At 67.8% G+C, this 19,808-nt stretch carries 18 protein-coding genes; 12 read left to right on the top strand and 6 right to left on the bottom strand.

Annotated elements, in window-relative coordinates:
- Window positions 1–8 precede the first annotated feature (8 nt).
- Both D1604_RS00490 and D1604_RS00485 read right to left on the bottom strand, forming a co-directional pair.
- The gene (locus tag D1604_RS00490; protein WP_119411748.1) at window positions 9–782 is read right to left on the bottom strand and encodes an enoyl-CoA hydratase; all 774 of its coding nucleotides are present in this window, start codon (window positions 780–782) and stop codon (window positions 9–11) included.
- A complete protein-coding gene (locus D1604_RS00485; protein WP_233551781.1) occupies window positions 779–1,852 on the bottom strand; it encodes an MBL fold metallo-hydrolase in 1,074 nt (357 codons plus the stop codon). The genes D1604_RS00490 and D1604_RS00485 overlap by 4 nt, the downstream gene beginning before the upstream one ends.
- A 112-nt stretch (window positions 1,853–1,964) precedes the next feature.
- On the opposite strand from D1604_RS00485, the gene D1604_RS00480 reads away from it, so the two are divergent.
- The 4 genes from D1604_RS00480 to D1604_RS00465 all read left to right on the top strand — a co-directional run bounded on the left by D1604_RS00480 (window position 1,965) and on the right by D1604_RS00465 (window position 5,330).
- On the top strand, window positions 1,965–2,894 hold the full coding sequence (locus tag D1604_RS00480) for a hypothetical protein (protein WP_233551780.1): 930 nt from the start codon (window positions 1,965–1,967) through the stop codon (window positions 2,892–2,894).
- 108 nt (window positions 2,895–3,002) lie between these two features.
- Window positions 3,003–3,788: an exodeoxyribonuclease III gene (gene xth, locus D1604_RS00475; protein WP_119411746.1), complete on the top strand. Its 786-nt coding sequence runs from the start codon at window positions 3,003–3,005 to the stop codon at window positions 3,786–3,788.
- 3 nt (window positions 3,789–3,791) lie between these two features.
- On the top strand, window positions 3,792–4,334 hold the full coding sequence (locus D1604_RS00470; protein WP_003169925.1) for a hypothetical protein: 543 nt from the start codon (window positions 3,792–3,794) through the stop codon (window positions 4,332–4,334).
- 75 nt (window positions 4,335–4,409) lie between these two features.
- On the top strand, window positions 4,410–5,330 hold the full coding sequence (locus tag D1604_RS00465) for a cobalamin biosynthesis protein CbiG (protein ID WP_119411745.1): 921 nt from the start codon (window positions 4,410–4,412) through the stop codon (window positions 5,328–5,330).
- Between the two features lie 178 nt (window positions 5,331–5,508).
- Here the strand turns inward: D1604_RS00465 and recN are convergent, their stop codons facing one another.
- Both recN and D1604_RS00455 read right to left on the bottom strand, forming a co-directional pair.
- A complete protein-coding gene (gene recN / locus D1604_RS00460) occupies window positions 5,509–7,206 on the bottom strand; it encodes a DNA repair protein RecN (protein ID WP_119411744.1) in 1,698 nt (565 codons plus the stop codon).
- Between the two features lie 95 nt (window positions 7,207–7,301).
- Window positions 7,302–8,183 carry an outer membrane protein assembly factor BamD gene (locus D1604_RS00455; protein WP_029673162.1) on the bottom strand — a complete coding sequence of 294 codons (882 nt, stop codon included), beginning with the start codon at window positions 8,181–8,183 and terminating at the stop codon, window positions 7,302–7,304.
- Window positions 8,184–8,394: 211 nt separating this feature from the next.
- Here D1604_RS00455 and D1604_RS00450 point away from each other — a divergent pair, with 211 nt between their 5' ends.
- The 4 genes from D1604_RS00450 (at window position 8,395) to pth (ending at window position 12,003) form a co-directional block, all read left to right on the top strand.
- Window positions 8,395–9,330, top strand: coding sequence for a ribose-phosphate pyrophosphokinase (locus tag D1604_RS00450; RefSeq protein WP_119411743.1), 936 nt, complete (start codon window positions 8,395–8,397; stop codon window positions 9,328–9,330).
- A 107-nt stretch (window positions 9,331–9,437) separates the two neighbouring features.
- Window positions 9,438–10,502 carry a hypothetical protein gene (locus D1604_RS00445; RefSeq protein WP_119411742.1) on the top strand — a complete coding sequence of 355 codons (1,065 nt, stop codon included), beginning with the start codon at window positions 9,438–9,440 and terminating at the stop codon, window positions 10,500–10,502.
- A gap of 150 nt (window positions 10,503–10,652) precedes the next feature.
- Window positions 10,653–11,270 (top strand): 50S ribosomal protein L25/general stress protein Ctc, encoded by a 618-nt coding sequence (locus D1604_RS00440; RefSeq protein ID WP_119411741.1) that lies wholly within the window; start codon window positions 10,653–10,655, stop codon window positions 11,268–11,270.
- A gap of 127 nt (window positions 11,271–11,397) precedes the next feature.
- Entirely contained in the window at window positions 11,398–12,003 is a 606-nt protein-coding gene (gene pth / locus D1604_RS00435) for an aminoacyl-tRNA hydrolase (protein WP_119411740.1), read from the top strand.
- A gap of 167 nt (window positions 12,004–12,170) precedes the next feature.
- On the opposite strand, the gene D1604_RS00430 is transcribed toward pth, so the two are convergent.
- Both D1604_RS00430 and D1604_RS00425 read right to left on the bottom strand, forming a co-directional pair.
- Window positions 12,171–13,715 (bottom strand): DUF4139 domain-containing protein, encoded by a 1,545-nt coding sequence (locus D1604_RS00430; RefSeq protein WP_233551779.1) that lies wholly within the window; start codon window positions 13,713–13,715, stop codon window positions 12,171–12,173.
- A 75-nt stretch (window positions 13,716–13,790) separates the two neighbouring features.
- On the bottom strand, window positions 13,791–15,206 hold the full coding sequence (locus tag D1604_RS00425) for a DUF4139 domain-containing protein (protein WP_119411738.1): 1,416 nt from the start codon (window positions 15,204–15,206) through the stop codon (window positions 13,791–13,793).
- A 130-nt stretch (window positions 15,207–15,336) separates the two neighbouring features.
- On the opposite strand from D1604_RS00425, the gene D1604_RS00420 reads away from it, so the two are divergent.
- The 4 genes from D1604_RS00420 (at window position 15,337) to D1604_RS00405 (ending at window position 19,794) form a co-directional block, all read left to right on the top strand.
- Window positions 15,337–15,723, top strand: coding sequence for a DUF2946 family protein (locus D1604_RS00420; RefSeq protein WP_119411737.1), 387 nt, complete (start codon window positions 15,337–15,339; stop codon window positions 15,721–15,723).
- Window positions 15,724–15,803: 80 nt separating this feature from the next.
- Window positions 15,804–17,894, top strand: coding sequence for a TonB-dependent receptor family protein (locus tag D1604_RS00415; protein ID WP_119411736.1), 2,091 nt, complete (start codon window positions 15,804–15,806; stop codon window positions 17,892–17,894).
- Window positions 17,894–19,288, top strand: a complete 1,395-nt coding sequence (locus D1604_RS00410) for a PepSY-associated TM helix domain-containing protein (RefSeq protein WP_119411735.1) — start codon at window positions 17,894–17,896, stop codon at window positions 19,286–19,288. Before D1604_RS00415 ends, D1604_RS00410 begins: the two co-directional genes overlap by 1 nt.
- Before the next feature lie 14 nt (window positions 19,289–19,302).
- Window positions 19,303–19,794: a copper chaperone PCu(A)C gene (locus D1604_RS00405; protein WP_119411734.1), complete on the top strand. Its 492-nt coding sequence runs from the start codon at window positions 19,303–19,305 to the stop codon at window positions 19,792–19,794.
- The last annotated feature ends 14 nt before the right edge of the window (window positions 19,795–19,808 follow it).

The raw sequence follows: 19,808 nt of genomic DNA, 5'->3' as shown, positions 1-19,808 counted from the left end.
TCGCGACATCAGCCCAGTTTGGAGAAGTCCGGAGCCCGCTTCTGGCTGAACGCCATGAAGGCCTCCATCGCCTCGGGACTGCGCATCTGAGAGCCGAACGCCTTGGCTTCCATCTGCATCACGCCCCACAGGTCCTCGGCGTCGCGCATCAGGGCCTTGGTCTTGCGGATAGAGTTGGGCGCCCGCGCCGCCAGCTTGCTCGCCAGATCCGCCGCCGTCGTCTCGACCTGATCGGCCGGAACCGCGCGGTTGGCCAGCCCCCAGGCCAGCGCCGTCTTGCCGTCGATCGCCTCGCCCAGGGCGAACAGTTCAAACGCCCGCTGATGCCCCAGCACGCGCGGCAGCAACAGCGACGACGCCGCCTCCGGCGCCAGCGCCAGATTGACGAACGGCACGGACAACAGGGCGTCTTCGGCCGCCACCACCATGTCGCAGTGCAGCAGCAGCGTCAGGCCGATCCCCACCGCCCGGCCGCGCACCGCCGCCACGGCAGGTTTGTCCAGATCAGCCAGCGCCTTCAGGAAGCGGAACACCCCCATCTCGACCAGATCGCCTTCGGTCTGGCCCAGGGAAATGAAGTCGGCGATATCGTTGCCCGCCGAGAAGGAATCGCCCTCGCTTCGGAACAGGATGACTCGGACGGCGTCGTCAGCTTTCGCCTTCTCCGTCGCATCGGCCAGCGCCGTATACATCGCTTGCGTGATGGCGTTCTTCTTGTCGGCGCGGTCGAAGACGACCGTCAGGACGCCGCCCTCCAGATGGGTCCGAATATGTTCGCTCATTGGCCTATCTCCGAAAGGCTCCACCAGTCCACGCCGTCCCCGTCCCGCTCGCGGCGGACACGTCCCTGGCGTTCAAGATAGTTCAGGTGCGCCAGCGCCTCGCCGGTCGCCATGCCCAGCACGGCGTCGCCCACCGGCCGCGCGAACAGGGCGCCGAACACGTCCACGGCGCGGCACGGCGTCCGCAGCGTCTTCTCCAGCCGTTTCAGCGCCACCTCATGCCCGCGCATCAGCGCTTCCAGCCGCAGGGTCACGCCATAGAACGGCTCCCCATGCGACGGCAGCACCAGCAGATCGCCCGGCAACCGTTCCTTCAGCGCCGCCAGCGACCGGAGCCAGTCGCCCAGCGGATCGGCCTGCGGCTCCGTCGGCCAGATCGAGATGTTGGAGGAAATGCGCGGCAGGATCTGATCGCCGGCGATGAAAACGCCGTCCTTCTCGCGCCACAGACAGACGTGTTCAGGGCTGTGGCCCTCGCCGACCACCACGCGCCATTCGTCGCCGCCGATGATCAGCGCCTCGCCATCCTGCACCCGACGATAGTCGCGCGGAAAGTCCTGCACCATGCGGCCGAAACCGCCATAGCCGTCGCGCCAGCGCGCCACCTGCTCGTCCGACCAGCCAGCCGCCCGATAGAAGGCCTCAGCGCTCGCCGGAGGCCCCAGGGCCTCGTCGCCGATCAGCAGTCGCGCGGTCACATACTCAGTCCGCGACATCAGCAGCGGCGCGTCGAACCGCTCACACAGCCAGCCCGCCAGCCCGATGTGATCCGGGTGCATATGGGTACAGATGACGCGCGTGATCGGCAGCTCTCCCAGCACGCCCTCCAACGCCGTGTTCCACCCTTCGCGCGACGCATCCGTCGCCAGCCCCGCATCGACGATCGCCCAGCCCTCGCCATCTTCGATGGCGTAGAGGTTGATGTGGTTCAGCGCCATCGGCAGCGGCAGGCGCAACCACAGGACGCCAGGCGCCACGACGGTCGCTTCGCCCGCTGCGGGCATCGCCAGGGCGGGATAGGTCAGACCGCGCTCCGTGCGGGTTCCTGCAAGGGTTTCGCCGTCAGACAAGTCCGTCTCCAATCGCAACTATGGTTCTTATGACGGATTCCAGGTCGCGTCTATTCTTGACCCGAGGCGTCAGCGCGGTCAGGGATATGCAACTTTCTCAAGGAGCGCCCCCGTGTCCCGTAATGCTCGTACTATGATCGCTGTGACCGCGGCGGTCCTGATCTCCGGCCTGACCTCGCCCGCCTTCGCCCAACGCTCCGCCCAGGATCAGGACGGCGTCCGGGTCACCGAGGCGCAGAGCCGCACTTCACGCAACCGCGAACGCCAGCCGCGCAACCAGCCCAAGCCGCCCAGCGCCGAAGAAATTCAAGCCGGCGCCCAGGCCGTGCTGACGGCGACCAACACCAACTGCCAGATGACCGAGTCCAAGCTGCTCGGTCAGTCCGCGGCCAAGGAGTCGCTGTACGAAGTGTCGTGCGCCACCGGCCCCGGCTATCTGCTGCTGACCTCGACGCCGCCGCAGGCCACGGACTGCCTGGTGCTGGCCTCCTCGGCCGAACAGGCCCGCGCACGCGACCCCAACGCCGATGTCGGCTCGCAGTGCACCCTGCCCGCCAACGACAACGCCATGGCCGTCTTCACCGCCTTCGCTCAGGAAGCCGGTCTGACCTGCACGGTCGACGAGGGCCGCATCATCGGCGCCAAGCCGGGCGGCGCGGTGGTCTATGAAATCGGCTGCGCCGGCGTCGACGGCGCCCAGATCAACAAGAGCGGCGCCGGCTGGGAAGTCGTGGACTGCCTGGAACTGGCCTCGGCCGGTTCGACCTGCCGCTTCACCACGGAGCAGGAGCAAGCCGCCACGGTCAAGGCCATGCTGGCCGGGTCGGACGCCGCTTCGTGCGACGTGACCCAGGTCCGCTACATGGGCAAGAACGCCAACGGCGCCTTCTATGAGGCCGCCTGTAACGGCGCCGACGGCCTGATCGCCCGCGTGAACACCGAGAACGCCGTGCAGCAGGTGTATCCTTGCGAAACCGCCTCGCAGATCGGCGGCGGCTGCAAGCTGACGACCACGCCTCCGGCCGCAACGCCGAACAGCTGATCCCGCTTTCAGCCTGAAGTTTCAGACGCCGCCGGAGCGATCCGGCGGCGTCTTTGTTTTGCGCGCCCCTCTTCCCGAACGAAGCGGCTCACCTTAGCCTTGCGTCCCATGCGCATCGCCACCTGGAACGTGAACTCGGTCAACGCCCGCCTGCCTACGGTGCTGGAGTGGATTCAGGCCGCCAATCCCGACGTCGCCTGCTTCCAGGAGATCAAATGCGTGGACGAGAAGTTCCCGCGCGAGGCCTTTGAAGACCTGGGCTACAACGTCGAGACGCACGGTCAGAAGAGCTACAACGGCGTCGCCCTGCTGTCGAAGTATCCGCTGTCGGACGTGCGGCGCGGCCTGCCCGGCGATGATGCCGACGAACAGGCCCGCTACATCGAGGCCCTGATCGAGGCGCCCCGGCCGATCCGCGTCGCCTCCATCTACCTGCCCAACGGCAATCCCATCGGGACGGAAAAATTCACCTACAAGCTGGCGTGGTTCCAGCGGTTGCAGAATCACGCGCGCGAACTGCTGGCTCTGGAAGAGCCGCTGGCCCTGTGCGGCGACTACAACGTCATACCCGAGGCCGAAGACGCCAAGAACCCCGCCGCCTGGGCCGAGGACGCCCTGTTCCAGCCGCAGAGCCGCGAGGCGTTCCGTGCGCTGAAATGGCTGGGCCTGGCCGATTCACACGAACTGGGCCGCGAACCCGCCGGAACCTTCACCTTCTGGGATTATCAGGCAGGAGCCTGGCGTCGCGACCATGGCATCCGCATCGACTTCGCCATGCTGTCGCCTCAGGCCGCAGACCGCTTCCGCGCCATCGAGACGCACCGCGACGCGCGCGACATGGACAAGCCCAGCGACCATGTCCCCGTCGTGGTTGATCTGGATCTGGAGGCCTGATCCATGGGCGACACGTTCAGGGCTATTCTGCTGATCGCCCTGATCGCCGCCTTCCTGACCACCGGCGTCCTGCTGTTTTCCTGGTGGATGGAGTCCGAGCGGCGACTGCGGCGGGCGATGAAGAAGGCGCTGGGCGCCCCGGCCGACACCGTGGCTCTGTCGGCCCATGAAGGCCGCGCGGCCGGGCTGGACCTCGAAGGCGGCCAACTGGTCGTGCTGTGGAACCGGGGCGCAATGGGCCTTGTCTACGCCTTCGAAGAAGTGCTGGGCGCAGAGATCATCGTCGACGGCCATGTCGTCGCCCGCGTCCTGCGCGGCCAGATGCGCAAGGAAATCGACCTGGACGCGCCCGACGCCGAACTGGTCGTGTTGCGGCTGATCTTCAGCGACCCGCACAACGCCGAGTTCGAGCTGGCCCTGTGGAACGGCACGCGCACCGCCCCGGCTTCCGAAGCCGAAAAGACCAGCGGCGCCCGCTCGCCGGGCGAGGGTCTGCGGCTGGGGCGCCGCTGGTTGTCGCACGTCGAAGCCCTGATGCAACGCTGATCGCCCTTCACGGCTTGAGTCCGGGCGGCTAGAACCCCTCGTCCTGCTTTTTACTTTCTTTCATCAGGAGCCCCCGTGGCCCGCCTTTTCGACGCCTACATCATCGCCAACTGGACCGCCGCCGAAGGCAAGAAGCTGGGCGAACAGACCCTGTGGGTCGGCGTCGCCAAACGCGACGTGCGCTTCCGCCTCTATGCCGAGACGCACAACGTCGCCACGCGCGCCGAGGGCGAGAAGCTGATCGCCGACCTGCTGGCCGAACACCGCAAGCGCGGCGACCGCGTGCTGGTGGGCTTCGACTTCGACTTCGGCTTCCCGGCCGGGACGGCTGCACGTCTTAAGCTGGACGGCCGTCCGTGGGACGCGATGGGCAAGTTCCTGGCCGCCAACATCGTCGACAAGGCCGATAACGCGAACAACCGCTATCAGGTCGCGGCCAAGATGAACCGCCTGATGACGGACGAGCCCTGGCCCTTCTGGGGCGCGCCCGCCAGCCAGGCCCAGCGCTGGCTGACCACGACCAAGCCGCCCGAAGGCGCCGGCGCCGACATCCCCGAGTTCCGCGCCACCGAACTGGCCGCGCGCAAGGACAAGCTGCCGCCCAAGAGCGTCTGGCAGATGCACGGCGCGGGCGCCATCGGCGGCCTGACGCTGGTTGGCGCGCCCATGCTGCGCCGCCTGCTGGACACTCTGGGCGCCTCGGCGGCCGTCTGGCCGTTCGGCACCGGCTGGCGCGAACTGACCGAGGCCGACATCGCGCCCCTGTCGGCCGTCGTCGTCGAGGTCTGGCCCGCCCTCTATGAAGCCAAGCGCGGCGTGAACGCCGAGGGCGTCAAGGAATACAAGACCCAGGCCCAGGTCCGCGCCGCCGCCGAAGCCTTCGCCCGCATGGACGACGCCGGAGAACTGCAAAAGGCGTTTGCGCCGCCTGCGAGCGCCTCGACTGAACTCGTTGAGAAGGTCGAAAACGAAGAAGGCTGGATTCTGGGGGTCTGACCCTTCTCCCCTTGTGGGAGAAGGTGGGCGCCGGAGGCGCTCGGATGAGGGGTGTCAGCGCATCGGTTATGAAAACCGTGCGGACACACAATCATCAAGTTTCTAGAAGACGGAGTCGACACCCCTCATCCGTCAGGCTCCGCCTGCCACCTTCTCCCACAAGGGGAGAAGGAAAGGGTCAGCCGATCAGCACCCGCGCCGCCGCGCGCGCTTCATCGGTGATCTCGGCGCCGGACAGCATCCGCGCGATCTCTTCCTGACGGGGGCCTTCCTGCAGCACGTCGATGGAGGTCCGCGTATGGCCCTCCACGTCGGCCTTACGCACCTTCCAGTGGGCGTGGCCGCGCGCCGCGACCTGCGGGCTGTGCGTCACCACCAGAACCTGCGCCCCGCGCGACAGGCGTTGCAGGCGTCCGCCGACGGCCTCGGCCACGGCGCCGCCGACGCCCTGATCCACCTCGTCGAAGATCATGACCGGCTGGCGCTGGTCCTCGCGGCTAGCCAGGGCCGCCTTCATCGCCAGAGCGAAGCGCGCCAGCTCCCCGCCCGAAGCCACCGTATCCAGCGGGCCGAAGGCGGTCCCGGCGTTGGTCGCCACCTCGAACCGCACCGTCTCGACGCCCAGCGGGCCGCGACGCCCTTCGACCGGCTCCAGCGTCACGCGGAAGCGGGCGCGCTCCAGCTTCAGCGGACCAAGCTCGTCCATGACGGCGGCGACCAGACGATCACCCGCCGCCTCGCGCGCCGAGGTCAGCAACAGGGCGGCGACGTCATAGGCTTCGATCGCCGCAGCGACGTCGCGGCGGGCCTTGGTCAGGGCCTCTTCCCCGTCCTCGATCAGGCGCAGTTGCTCGCGCAATTTCACCCGCAGCGCCGGCAAAGCCTCGACCGTCGTGTTCAGTTTGCGTGCGGCGGCGCGCAGGGCGAACAACCGCTCCTCAGCCTTGTCCAGACGGCCCGGCTCGAAGTCGAAGGCGTCGGCGGCGGTGTCGACGCAGGCCACGGCCTCGGTCGCCTCGACCAGCGCCCGGTCCACCGCCTCGGCGGCCTGGGCCAGTTTGACGATGATGGGGTTGTCGCCCTCGGCGCCCGCCTGCACCGCCCGCTGGCGCGCGTGTTCCACTGCGCGCAGGGCCGAAGCCAGACGCTGGCTCAGTTTGTCGCCGCCCAGCAGATTGCGCGCGTCGGCCAGATCGGCGACCGCCTTTTCCGCCGCGCCGAGGATGGCCCGTTCGCCCGCCAGTTCCGTCTCTTCGTCCGGCTTGGGGTCCAGGGCGTCCAGATCCGCCAGATTCAGAGCGATTTCCTCAGCCCTGGCCGCCGCCTCGGCTGCGGACGCCTCAAGCTCGTCCAGATGAGCCTGCGCCGTTTTCAGGCGCTCGGCCGCCCCCGCCACGCCCGTCAGCTGCGGCTGTAACCCGCCATAATTGTCGAGCAGGGTGCGGTGCGTCTTCCAGTCCAGCAGGCCGACCGTCTCATGCTGGCCGTGCACTTCGACCAGCAAGGCGCCGATCTCGCGCAGAGCCGTCACCCCGGCAGGCTGGTCGTTGACATAGGCGCGGCTGCGGCCGTCGGCCGACACCACCCGGCGCAGGATCAGGTCTTCGCCCGGCGCGACCTCGAAACCGCGTTCGGCCAGCAGGGCGATCAGGGCTTCATCATCAGGCGCCGTGAAAACAGCCGTGGCCGAGGCCTGTTTGGCGCCGTTGCGCACCAGTCCGGCGTCGGAGCGGGCGCCCAGCGCCAGGCCCAATGCGTCAAGGATGATGGACTTGCCCGCACCGGTCTCGCCCGTCAGCACAGTCAGGCCGTCCTCGACCTCCAGGTCCAGGGCGTCGACAAGAACGATGTCGCGGATCGAGAGCGTGGTCAGCATGGACGATCTGATTCTAGGTTTCGCCGCATCCTAGCCGGAAACAGAACAGGAACGCAGCGACTTAATCACCGCACGCCTGTTTTGCTGCGACCGGATCAGGCGCCGCCGGGAATCAGGCGTTGCAGCCAGGATTCGCGCTTGCCCTCAGGCTTGACGTCAAGGCGCTGACCCCGCTCGTTCAGCAGGGCGTAGGCCTCGGCGTACCAGGGGCTGCCCGGATAGTTGTGGCCCAGGACGGCGGCGTTGCGCGTCGCCTCCTCGGTCAGGCCAAGACTCAGATTGACCTCAACCAGACGGTAGAGCGCTTCGGGCGTATGCGAGGTGCGCTGGAAGGCCTCGTTGTTGATCACCGCCTTATAGCGGTTCAGGGCGCCCAGCGGCTGATTGGCGCGCTGATAGAAGCGGCCCACGGCCATTTCCTTGCCGGCCAGCTGGTCATTGACCATGTCGATCTTGACCCGCGCATCGGTGGCGTAGGTCGAACCGGGATAGCGGCGCACCACATCGCGCAGGCCCGCCAAAGCGGCCTCGGCGTAACCCTGGTCCCGGCCCACGTCGACGATCTGCTCGAAGTTGCAGACGGCCTTCATGTAGAAGGCGTAGCCCGCCGAGGGATTGCCGGGGAACAGGGCGATGAAGCGGTCGGCCGCCGCGATCGCGTCCTGATAGGCGTTGTTCTGATAATAGGCGTAGACCTGCATCAGGATCGCCCGGCGCGCCCATTCCGAATAGGGGTGCTGGCGTTCGACTTCCTGGAAATAGTCGACGGCGTCCATCCAGCGCCTGGACTGCAGCCGCTGATAGCCCGTGTTGTACAGGGCCTCGACCGGACGCTCTTCATAGGCCAGGCGCTGGCGGGGCTTGGTGCCCGAGCAGGCCGAGACCGTCAGGACCGCAGCAGCAGCCGTCAGCAGGATCAGGCCGGACCGGGTTTTCGAAGCGAGCCGAGTGTTCGAAGCAGGCAAGTGCGACCTCATCAAGATGCCTTCGGGACGCGGACACGCGACACGCGCCCTCGTTAGCAGGATGCGTCCTCTATAACAGCGCCCGCGTCCAAGCCAATCGGCTGAAATCGAAGATACGTCCGGAACACGGCTGGACGCCGCCCCGTTCGCCGCCTAGAGAGCGCGTCCAGAAACGCCTCCGCGACTATTGGCGGGGCGATGACGGCGAAAGGATGACCGGTCAATGAAGCTGCTCGCAGGCAATTCGAACCGGACGTTGGCCCAGGCCATTGCTTCCCATCTGGACATGCCGCTGACCAAGGCCCAGGTGAAGCGTTTCGCGGACAATGAAGTGTTCGCCGTCGTCGAGGAAAACGTGCGCGGCGAGGATGTCTTCATCATCCAGTCGACCTCCTATCCGGCCAACGACAACCTGATGGAAATGCTGATCATGACCGACGCGCTGGTGCGCGCCTCGGCCAAGCGGATCACGGCCGTCATGCCCTATTTCGGCTACGCCCGTCAGGACCGTAAGACCGGGGGCCGCACCCCGATCTCGGCCAAGCTGGTCGCCAATCTGATCACTCGCGCGGGCGCCGACCGCGTCCTGACTATGGACCTGCACGCAGGCCAGATTCAGGGCTTTTTCGATATCCCCACCGACAATCTGGTGGCCACGCCCGTGCTGGCGCAGGACATCAAGGAAAACTATCCGCGCGGCGATGATCTGATGATCGTCTCGCCCGACGTCGGCGGCGTGGTGCGCGCCCGCACCCTGGCCAGCCGCCTGGACGCCGACCTGGCCATCGTCGACAAGCGCCGCCCCAAGGCGGGCGAGAGCGAGGTCATGAACATCATCGGCGACGTCGAAGGGCGCCGCTGCATCCTGTTCGACGACATCGTCGATTCGGGCGGTACGCTGGTGAATGCGGCCAAGGCGCTGATCGACCGGGGCGCGACCGAGGTTTCGGCCTATATCAGCCACGGCGTCCTGTCCGGCCCAGCAGTGGACCGCGTCACCAACGGCCCGCTGAAGGAGCTGGTGATCACCGACTCCATCGAACAGCCTGACGAAGTTTTGAACTGCTCCAAGATCCGCCGCGTGTCCGTGGCGCCGTTGATGGGCGAGGCCATTCGGCGCATCGCCAACGAAGAGTCGGTCTCCAAGCTGTTCGATTAAGGTTCGGCTAACCATTCCCTCGGCGATATAAGGGCCTGTAGTCTGAGGCGTCACGCGCCTCGGACGCTTGTCCAAGTGCGTATCGCTTAATCAAGGGAAGACCGCCGATGACCAAGGCCTTCTTGCGCCACGGCCTCTCTGTCGCCGCCGTCGCCGCAGCCGCCGTTCTGGCCAGTTGTTCGACGCCGGAACCGGAAGCCCCGCCTCCGCCGCCTCCCCCGCCGCCGCCTCCGGCGCTAGCGCTGAATCAGAGCGTGGCCGAGGCCGCATCGGTCTATGTCGCCTTTGTGCGCGAAGTCCGCTCGATCCAGGCCGGTTTCCCTGACGCCGAGACCATTCAGGCGGCTGTGCGCAAGGGCGCCGCCGTTGAGGCGAGCCAACTGTCGCGCGGCATGATCGCCTATGGCGCCATCCTGGCCCTGCAGTCGCCCGAGTATGTCGCCGGCGTTCGCCAGTACGCTGCTGATCCGGCCCAGCGCCAACAGATGGTGGCGCGAATCGTTGCCGATCCCGCCTACGCCGCCACCCTGCCCGGCGCCGAATCAGCCGCAGGCCTGATCGCCAGCACCATGGGCAAGGACGCCGAAATCATGACCGCCCTGGCCGAGGCGGTCGAGACGGACGCCTATACGATTCAGGAGCGCACCGACCCGCGTCGTCGCTGGGCCACCCAGCCTGTCGCCGACCGCAACGGTCGGCTGGAGAGCGCCAAGTCCCTATCGGCCGTGCCTCGCCTGCCCTCGGCCGAAGATAGCGCCCGCCTGTTCGCCGCCGCCAACAGCGGCTCGGGCCTAAACCTGTCCGCCGCCCAGCGCGGCGCGCCCTTCACCCCGGCCATCGTCAACTCCCTGGCCATTGCGGCCCTGGCGGCGCTTGGCGCGGCGGGCGAGGACGCCAAGGCGAACACCGACGCCCTGACGACCGAATCGAACAATGAGTTCTGCCTCAGCATGTCCAAGCTGATGCTGTTCCAGTGTCTGGCGGCGGCCAAGCCGAACTATGAGGACATCTTCTGCGCCGGTCGCCACATCGTGCGCGACATGGCTCAGTGCACGGCCCAGTACACAGGCCCCATGCCGACCATCACTGTGGCCGTCCCGCCTGCGGGCGCGCCCACGCCGATGGCGCAGGCGCAGAACCAGTCGACGCCGACGCCTTCGCCGCACGGTTGAGGCTGAATATCGCTGCGGGCTGAGCCGGGGCGGTTGCGTCCGCCCCGTGTTCCGTGTAATAGCCCGCCCTCTTGAATTCGAAGGGTTCATGACCCCGCCGCGCGGGCCCCGGTTCCGCGCAGGCGTTTACTTGTATTGAAGGCGAGCCCGATGGCCGAGATCATTCTGAACGTTGATGTCCGCGAGAACGTGGGCACCGGCGGCGCCCGCGCCGCGCGTCGCGACGGCGCTGTGCCCGGCGTCCTGTACGGCGGCGACAAGGCCCCGGTGGCCATCTCCGTGAACGAACGCGAGTTCCGCAAGTCGCTGTACACCGGCAAGCTGATCGGTCACCTGGTGACCCTGAAGCATGGCAAGGAATCGCAGCCGGTCATCGCCAAGGACATCCAGTTCGACCCGGTTAGCGACCGCCCGCTGCACTTCGACCTGATGCGCGTCGGCGCCAAGGAAGAGATCAAGATCGAAATCCCGGTCGCCTTCGTCAACGCCGACGAAGCCCCCTACACCCGTCAGGGCGGCATGCTGGAAGTCGTGCGCCACACCGTCGAGATCATGGTCCGCGCCGACCGCATCCCGTCGGAACTGGTTGTCGACCTGAAGGGCCGCGAAATCGGCGAGAACATCCGCATCTCGGACATCCAACTGCCGGAAGGCGCCGCGCCGACCATCGCTGACCGCGACTTCATGATCGCCGCGATCAAGAACTCGGCCGCTGGCCAGTCGGACGCCGGCGACACCACCGCGGAAGCCGAAGCCGAAGAGGCCTGATGTTTCTTCCCCTATCGCCCAGCGCGCGGCGCAGGGCTGCTTGAGGGGTTTGAACAACAAGACACAGCCCCGCCGGGTTCATCCGGCGGGGCTTTTCTTTGTCTGAACCTCGGGGCATGAGGACCGCATGATCATCATCGCAGGCCTGGGCAACCCCGGCGCCAAATACGAAAAGAACCGCCACAACATCGGCTTCATGGCCGTGGACGAGATCGCCAGCCGCTGGCGCTTCGGCCCGTCGCGCGCCAAGTTCCAGTCGATCGTCGCCGACGGCGAGGTCGATGGGACCAAGGTCCTGCTGATGAAGCCCCAGACCTATATGAATGAGAGCGGCCGGGCCGTGGGCGAGGCGGCGCGTTTCTACAAGGTGAAGCCCGAGCACGTCATCGTCTTCCACGACGAGATCGATCTGGCGCCCGGCCGCTTCCGCATGAAGCAGGGCGGCGGCGCAGCGGGCCAGAACGGCGTGCGCAGCCTGATCAGCCACCTGGGCGCCGACTTCCGCCGGGCCCGCATGGGCATCGGCCACCCCGGCGAGCCGCAGTTGGTCATGCACCACGTCCTGGGCGACTTCCATAAGGCCGACAAGCCGTGGCTGGATGCGCTGCTGCAAGCCTGCGCCGACGCCCTGCCTTTCGCGGTGAACGGCGACGACGAGCGCTATCAGGGCGAAGTCATGCGCCTGGCCCCCGCGCCGAAGTTCAGCCCCAGACAGGCGGCCAGGGGGGAGTAGTACAAAGCCTCTCCCTCCCCTTCATGGGGAGGGTGGCTGAGGCCGTAAGGCCGAAGTCGGGTGGGGGCGGCGAGAGGCTATTCAGGCGCTGAGGGTCGATCGCCTAGCCCTCCCCACCCGGTCGCTGCGCGACCACCCTCCCCATGAAGGGGAGGGAGAAACACAGCTCAATCCGTCGTCGTCCACGCCGCCTTCAGCGTCGCCGCGCCGTTCGCGGGCACGGTCAGCGTCCACACCGGATAGCCGGTGTCGTCAATCCGACTGCGCACCGACTGGCTGCGGATGCGGAAGCCGCGCTGCAGGGCGGCGTTGGCGACCAGTTCCACGGTGACGGCCTCAGAGCGGGCGTTGGTGACCGTGGTCTCAATTTCTGAACGCTGGGTCGTCACCGCCTCCCGTCGGGAACTCTCGCTCTTCACCAGCCGCGTCTGCACCTGCACATCCGGCGACTGACCGAAGTGCAGCCGCACCGGCAGGCCCACGCCCTTGTCTTCGAATCGGTCCTGACCGGCCAGCAGCACGCCGCCCGCGCCATCCGGCTGCATCACCGCCACCGAGCCGCCCGGCAGGGCCACGCCGAGCCCCGCGCGGGTCTCATTACGCAGCTTCAGGACCACGCCCATCGGACGGGATTCCTCGTCCTGATCCAGCAGTCCGGCGCGATAGACCCGCTCATAGGCCACGCTGTCGCGCTCTAGGAAACGCACCTGCTTGGTCTGGCGCGCCGCGACGGTCGTCGGTTCGGGCAGGGAGTAGATCTTGTAGTCGCCCAGTTCGCCTTGCCGGGCGATCCGGCTTCCGGTCACAACCACTGCATCCATCGCCTCATTGGCGACCATCCGCAGCATGGGAGCAGAAGGCGCCGGAGGCGGCGGAGGCGGCGGTGGCGGAGGAGCCCCGCCATAGCCCGCGAACTGTCCCGATCCGAACGTCGTCGTGCCCTGTGGCCAGCACTGGTTCTGCTGATAACGGACCAGAGGCTCGACCGGCGTGGTGCCTGCATCCTTCCTCAGCGTGCCCGCCACCACCTGCACCGGGGCGTCGGGGAATCCCGTGCCGCCGAAATTGGCCAGCGTCACCCACCCCGTCAGATCCAGCGTGCCGTCCGTGGGGTCCAGACGCGCCACATAGTCGGCCGACCACTGAAGCCCTGTCGTCAGATAGGCCAGCGTCACCGTGTGCCGCCCCGCCCGCTCCGCGCGTGTGCGCACGGACAGGGTCGGCTGGTCGCCCAGCCCCTCGGGCACGCGGTCGAACACGACCCTCTCGGTCAGGCCTGAGCAGTCCAGCGCCTCAAACTGGCCGTCGATCTCCAGCACCGTCCCTTGGGCGCCCGCACGGATCACAGCGGCCTTTTCAACCTGTTCGCCGGTCGCCGGATTGGTGCGGACGACACGCACCACCTCGCCCACCGACTTTTCCATCAGACTAGCGGGCGACAGCAGGTCGAAGTCGGCGTTGCGCTCGACCACAGGGGCGGGCAGCCCCTCCATCATCGCGCTCTGCGGCACGACGCCGGTGGCCAGTCCGCGAAAACGGATGATCCCCTCACCCGCCGGAAGATCGACCGTGCGCGTCTCCACGATCAGAGCAAGACCCTCACGGTCCAGGCCGCTCCCCGGCCGGCGCGAACGCGCCATCAGTTGCGTCGTATCAACGGGTCGCCAGTCACGATAAATGACCACCGTCGCTCCGTCGGGACGCGCGGACACGCTTTCCGTCTGCGCCCAAGCCGTGGGCGCCAGAAAGCTCAGCGCAGTGGTTATCGCCAAAAGGCGGCGCATGGTTCAGCCGCCCGTCGTGATGGTCGCGGTCAGCCTGGTCTCGCCGTTGGCGGGCACCGGCACGCGCCAGACGACGGTGCGCGCATCGCGCATCTCGCCCTCGATGCTCTGGTCCGTCAGTTCGGTGTCGCGGCCCAGACCACGCTGGCGCACCTCGACCGTGACCGCCTCAGGCCGGGCGTTGCGGACGGTGTACTCCATCACATAGCGGGTGCGGAAATAGTCGACCAACCGCTTGGACACCCGCTCGGACGACACCAGACGCGGCTGCACCGTCACGTCGAAGGCGTCGCCGGTCGTCACCACGATCTCGGACCCGGCGGGCGAGTGATCGACCTGGCTTTCGCCGATGAAGCGCGGCTCGCCCGCCTCATCCTTCACATAGACGCGGATGACGCCCGCAGGCAGGGCGCGCGCGGCGGCGCCTGATCCGTTGGTGAAGATGACCCCGACCTCGGCCGCGATCGGCTGTTCGGCGGTGGAGAAGCCGTTGATGACCCGCAGATAACGTTTGGTCGCCGGCACGCCGGCCGCGTCGATCAGCCCGACCTGCTTGGTCTGGTTGTTGGCGACCGTCACGGCCTCAGGCAGCGGATAGACATAGACGTCAGCCAGAGCGCCTTCTCCGCCCGACTGGGTTCCATTGCCGCGCACGCCGGCGCCGCGAACCGGCTGGCGCGGATTATAGCCGCCCTGATTGCCGATCAGATTGACGTCACCCGCCACCACCCGCGTCTGGGCGTTGCTGAAGGTCGCGCCGGAGTTGTTCGTCAGCGTCACCCAGCCGGTCAGGTCCAGCTTGCCCGCCTTCTCGTCGAAACGGGCGACATAGTCCGCCTTCCACGTCAGGCCCGAGGTCAGATAAGACAACGTCGTCTCGCGCCGCCCTGCCCCTTCGGCGTCCAGGGTGACGCTGAGCGTCGGGCGCGGGCGCAGGTTCTGCGGCACCCGGTCGAATATGACGCGCGTCGGCACGCCGTCGTCGCGCAGCACCTCGATACGGTCGCCGATCTGCAGCACCACGCCTTGATTCGCCGCCAGCACGCGCGCGCGCTCGGTCGTTTGCGCCCCCGAGCCGGGGTTGGTGCGGATGATGCCGATCTCATTGCCGACAGCGCTTTCCATCAGCTTGCCGGGCGTCAGCAGGTCATAATCGAAGTTCTGCTCGACCACCGACAAACCGCGCCCCGACAGCCCCACCGTCTCGGGCCGGATGCTGGCGGATACGCCCGGAAACTCCTGGCGAGAGCGTCCGGCGGGCACGTTCAGGTTCCGCACGTCCTCAACCAGGGCGATGTTCTGATTATAGACCGTCAGGGAGACGCGGTCGGGACCGCCCGGCCCCTCCTCCACCTGTTGCGCGTTTGCGGGCGCCGCGAGAAGCAGGGCGAGAGCGAAGGGTCCGATGGCGCGGATCATGCGTATCCTCGATGGCTATTCGACCGCCACGCTGGCACGGGTAAAGCGGCATTGTCGAGGCGCCGCGCGACCGTCGGTCGCTCCGCATGGTCTGGCTTCCCCGCATGGGAAGGTTTAAGGGGCCTGCATCGTGACCCGCTCTCAGGCAGAAAACTGGTCGACCTGGCGCTCGCTGGCCTTCCTGGCCGCGACGTTCGCCATCGTGATCGGCAGCCTGATGCCGTTCGCGGCTCTGGCGGCCTCCACGCCCGGCCAGCCCATCGTCATCTGCTCGGCCGACGGTCCCCAGACCATCCAGTCCGGCGGCGTCGATGGCCCGATCAAGGCCGAGATGGGCGCCAAATGCGCCGCCTGCGTCATGCCTCTGCTGGCCGCCTTGCCTGCGCCTCCTGCGCCGGAGCCGTCGCCGGTCGTGCGTCTGTCGCAGGCCGTCGTCTACGCCCCCTTCATCGCCAGCCCGCCGCCCCCCGCCCAGGCTCCGCCGCGTCCGCCGTCGCGCGCGCCGCCTCACGCCTGAAAACCAGAAACCCCTGCCGCCTCGCCCGCGTCCAATAGCGACGCCTGCGACTGCACCTCTGTTTTCAGGACTTCAGTTTCATGTTTCTCAAGACCGCTGCGGCGCCGTGCGCCCTGCTGATCGGCGCCTGCCTGGCGCCCTCCCTCGCCCATGCCTACGACCTGCCCGGCGCTGACAGCCCCACCGTCGTCGACAGCATCATCGTCACCGGCCGCCGCAACGCCGAAGACCCGACCGTCGTGGCCGAGGCCCGCGATCGTCTCAGCCGCACCCCCGGCGCCGTGGCCGTGGTGTCGGCCGAAAGCTACTCCGACCGCTTCGTGCAGAGCTTTTCCGACACTCTTCGCAATGTCCCCGGCGTTCTGGCGCAAAAGCGGTTCGGCGAGGAAAGCCGTCTGTCGATCCGCGGCTCGGGCATCGCCCAGGGCTTCCACCAACGCGGCGTCCTGTTCGCCCAGGACGGCGTGCCCTTCGCCGACGCTGACGGCTTCTCCGACTTCCAGAGCGTGGACTCCCTCAGCGCCCGCTATGTCGAGGTGTGGAAGGGCGCCAACACCCTGCGCTTCGGAGGCGCGCAGTTGGGCGGGGCGATCAACCTGATCACCCCCACCGGCCGCACGGCGAACCAGCGCGCCCTGATGCAGGTCGAGGGCGGCAGCTACGGCTTCGTGCGCGCCCACGGCGCCGTCGCCGAGACCTATGGCGACTGGGATGTCTACGCCGCCGCCACCGCCATGCAGGGCGACGGCTGGCGCGACCACAGCCAGCAGTCGCAGGGGCGCCTGACGGTCAATGCGGGCCGCTCATTCGGCGAGGACCGCGAGGTGCGCCTGATCGCTCAGGCCGCTGACATCAAACAGGACATGCCCGGCTCCCTGACCCTGAAACAGGCGCTGGAGAACCCGCGCATGGCCTCGGCCAGCGCCCTGTCCGGCGATCAGGCCCGCGACCTGACGGTCAAGCGGCTGACGCTGCAGACCCGCTGGCGCTTCAATGAATCCACCCTGTTCGAGGGCGCCATCTGGGGCTGGGAGAAGTCACTCTATCACCCGATCTTCCAGGTGATGGATCAGGACAGCGCCACGCGCGGCGCCTTCGCCCGCATCGACTGGACCGGCAATGTCGGCGGCCTGCGCGCCGACGCCTTCTACGGCTTCTCGTGGCGCGAGGGAGAAGTCGAGGCCCTGCGCTATGTGAACCTGGCGGGCCAGCGCGGAGCCAAGACGGCTGATGCGCGTCAGAACGCCTCCGGCCTGGACGTCTTCGCCGAGGGGAGGCTGTTCGTCACCGACCAACTGGCGCTGGTCGCGGGCGGCTCCTGGGGACGCGCCACGCGCGATTATCTGGACCGCATGACCCCGGTCAACGACGCCAGCCGGGACTATGAGTGGTTCTCGCCGCGTCTGGGCCTGTTGTGGGAAGCCGAGGACGGCGCCCAGATCTTCGCCAACATCACCCGCTCGGTCGAGCCGCCGACCTATGGCGCCCTGGTGCAGGCGCCGCTGACCGGCTTCACCCCGGTCGAGGTTCAGGACGCCTGGACCGGCGAGATCGGCACGCGCGGCCGTCGCGGGCCTCTGGCCTGGGATCTGGTCGCCTATCGCAGCCGGATCGAGGGCGAGATGCTGAACTTCATCACCGGCCCCGACATTCCCGCCGCTACCTTCAACGCCAGGAAGACCATCCACCAGGGCATCGAGGCCGGGCTGGACTGGACCCTGCCGGTCGAACTGGCGGACGGGTCGCTGATGCTGCGTCAGGTCTATAACTGGAGCGACTTCCGCTTCGATGGCGACGTCCTCTGGGGCGACAACCGCCTGCCGGTCGTGCCCGAGCACCAGTATCGCGCCGAGCTGACCTGGCGCCATCCGACGGGCGTCTTCGTCACCCCGTCGGTCGAGTGGCGGCTGTCCAGCCCCTACGTCGACTACGCCAACACCATGAAGGCGCCGAGCTACGCCGTGCTGGGCCTGACGGGCGGTTTCAACATCAACGCCAACGCTTCAGTCTACATCGACGCGCGCAATCTGACCGACAAGCGTTACGTCGGCGAGTTCACGGCCATTACTGACACTCGCCCCATCGCGCCGAACATGCCGCCGCCGTCCACGGCCGTCTTCTTCCCCGGCGAGGGCCGTTCGGTCTTCGTCGGCCTGCGGCTGGCCTACTGATGGGCCGTTCCGCCTCAAAACAGGCCAAGGCGCCGGACGTGATGTCCGGCGCCTATCGGGCCGTCTGGCGCTGGCACTTCTACGCGGGGGTGCTGGTCATGCCGTTCCTGATGCTGCTGACGCTGACGGGCGGCCTTTATCTGTTCAAGGACGAGATCGACCACGCCGTCTATCGCTCCATGATCGAGGTTCCGGCCAGCGCCCGGCAGGCTGATCCCGATCAGTGGCTGGCCGCCGCCGCCCGCGCGGGCGAAGGCCGGGCGGCGAACGTGCTGGTCCCTGACCGCGCCGATCAGGCCGTGCGCGTCCGCGTCGACCGGCCCGACGGCGCCCAGCGCACCGTCTTCGTCGATCCGCATACGGCCACGGTCACCGGCATCACCGCCTATGGCGGCGTGACCGAGACGATCAAGAAGCTGCACTCCCTCAGCCTGTTCGGCGGCCCCATCGGCACGGCGCTGAACATTCTGGTCGAGATCGTCGCGGGCTGGGCCATCATCCTGTGCGCCACCGGCATCTACCTGTGGTGGCCGCGTCGCCGCGCCGGCGCCGTGCTGAAGCCCAGCGAAACCGACGCCCGCCGCCGTCCCTTCTGGCGCGATGTCCACGCCCTGACCGGCTTCTACGTCGGCGGGGTGATCATCTTCCTGGCGGTCACAGGGATGCCGTGGTCGGCCGTCTGGGGCGATCAGTTCATGGGCGTCATGCGCGGCACCGGACTGGGCCGCCCGCCCGCGCCCGCCGCCGCCAGCCCCTGGAGCCACGCCAAGCCTCACGACGCCCCGGCGGGCGTGGGCTGGACGCTGGAGAACGCCGTCCTGCCCGCCGACAGCCACGCGCATGGCCACTCACACTCAGCTCCCAGTCTAACGCGCGTGCTTCAGACGACCCACGAACAGGGCCTGCCCCGGCCCTTCGCCGTCAGCATCCCCCAATCCCCCGACCTAGCCTGGACCGTCGCCCGCCAGGCCCGCAAGGCCGAGGACGCCCGCAGCCTCTATGTCGACGGCGTCAGCGGGGCTGTGAAAGCCGACCTGCGCTGGAGCCAGTTCGGCGTCATGGCCAAGGGCTTTGAATGGGGCATCGCCGTCCATCAGGGGATGCAATACGGCTGGATCAACCGCATCGTCATGCTGATCGGCTGCATCGCCGTCTGGCTGCTGGCGATCAGCGGCCTGATCATGTGGTGGAAGCGCCGCCCGCCCAGCCTGTCGCGCCGCAGCTCCGGCGCCCCGTCCGCTCCGCCCGGCCCGCGCGCGAGAATCGCCGTGCTGTGCATCGTCATCCCCCTATCCATCCTCTATCCCTTGACGGGACTGAGCCTTGTGGCCGCCCTGCTGCTCGACCGAGCGGTGCGTGCGTTCACCGGGTCCAAGCCCGTCGCAGCCTCTTGATAAGGAGCTTCAACATGAAACGACTGTTCGCCCTGACCGCCCTGTCGGCCGCCGCCCTCACACTCGTCGCCTGCGGCCAGCCCGCCGAGAAAACGGCCGAGGTCGTCGACGCGACGGTCGCCCCCGGCACGGTCCAGGTCGCCGACGCCTGGTGCCGCCCCACGCCCAACGGCGCCAAGGCCGGGGGCTGCTATCTGACCCTGACGGCGGGTTCCGACGACCGTCTGGTCAGCGTCTCGACCGCTCTGGCCCAGTCGGCCGAGGTGCATGAGATGAAGATGGAGAACGGGGTCATGAGCATGGGCCACCTGGCCGACGGCCTGCCCCTGCCCGCCGGAACGCCGGTCGAGCTGAAGCCGGGCGGCAACCACATCATGCTGATGGGCCTGCGCGATCCTCTGGTCGACGGCCGGATCGCCTCCTTCACCCTGACGTTCGAAAAGGCCGGTCCGATCAGCGTCCACGCGGCGATCAAACAGCCCCCGGTAGTGGATTCGGAGGAGTAAGCCTCTCTCTTGAA

This window comes from Brevundimonas sp. LPMIX5 (genome assembly GCF_003576505.1).
GTDB lineage: Bacteria > Pseudomonadota > Alphaproteobacteria > Caulobacterales > Caulobacteraceae > Brevundimonas > Brevundimonas naejangsanensis.
The sequence above is the reverse complement of the archived record's forward strand: the minus strand, read 5'-3'. Positions and strand labels throughout refer to the sequence as shown.

What these genes read in the sequence shown, in the direction of transcription:
- D1604_RS00490 (WP_119411748.1), bottom strand. Translation starts at nt 782, where the DNA reads ATGAGCGAACATATTCGGACCCATCTGGAGGGCGGCGTCCTGACGGTC.
- xth (WP_119411746.1), top strand. Translation starts at nt 3,003, where the DNA reads ATGCGCATCGCCACCTGGAACGTGAACTCGGTCAACGCCCGCCTGCCT.
- D1604_RS00470 (WP_003169925.1), top strand. Translation starts at nt 3,792, where the DNA reads ATGGGCGACACGTTCAGGGCTATTCTGCTGATCGCCCTGATCGCCGCC.
- recN (WP_119411744.1), bottom strand. Translation starts at nt 7,206, where the DNA reads ATGCTGACCACGCTCTCGATCCGCGACATCGTTCTTGTCGACGCCCTG.
- D1604_RS00455 (WP_029673162.1), bottom strand. Translation starts at nt 8,183, where the DNA reads ATGAGGTCGCACTTGCCTGCTTCGAACACTCGGCTCGCTTCGAAAACC.
- D1604_RS00450 (WP_119411743.1), top strand. Translation starts at nt 8,395, where the DNA reads ATGAAGCTGCTCGCAGGCAATTCGAACCGGACGTTGGCCCAGGCCATT.
- D1604_RS00445 (WP_119411742.1), top strand. Translation starts at nt 9,438, where the DNA reads ATGACCAAGGCCTTCTTGCGCCACGGCCTCTCTGTCGCCGCCGTCGCC.
- D1604_RS00440 (WP_119411741.1), top strand. Translation starts at nt 10,653, where the DNA reads ATGGCCGAGATCATTCTGAACGTTGATGTCCGCGAGAACGTGGGCACC.
- pth (WP_119411740.1), top strand. Translation starts at nt 11,398, where the DNA reads ATGATCATCATCGCAGGCCTGGGCAACCCCGGCGCCAAATACGAAAAG.
- D1604_RS00425 (WP_119411738.1), bottom strand. Translation starts at nt 15,206, where the DNA reads ATGATCCGCGCCATCGGACCCTTCGCTCTCGCCCTGCTTCTCGCGGCG.
- D1604_RS00415 (WP_119411736.1), top strand. Translation starts at nt 15,804, where the DNA reads ATGTTTCTCAAGACCGCTGCGGCGCCGTGCGCCCTGCTGATCGGCGCC.
- D1604_RS00410 (WP_119411735.1), top strand. Translation starts at nt 17,894, where the DNA reads ATGGGCCGTTCCGCCTCAAAACAGGCCAAGGCGCCGGACGTGATGTCC.
- D1604_RS00405 (WP_119411734.1), top strand. Translation starts at nt 19,303, where the DNA reads ATGAAACGACTGTTCGCCCTGACCGCCCTGTCGGCCGCCGCCCTCACA.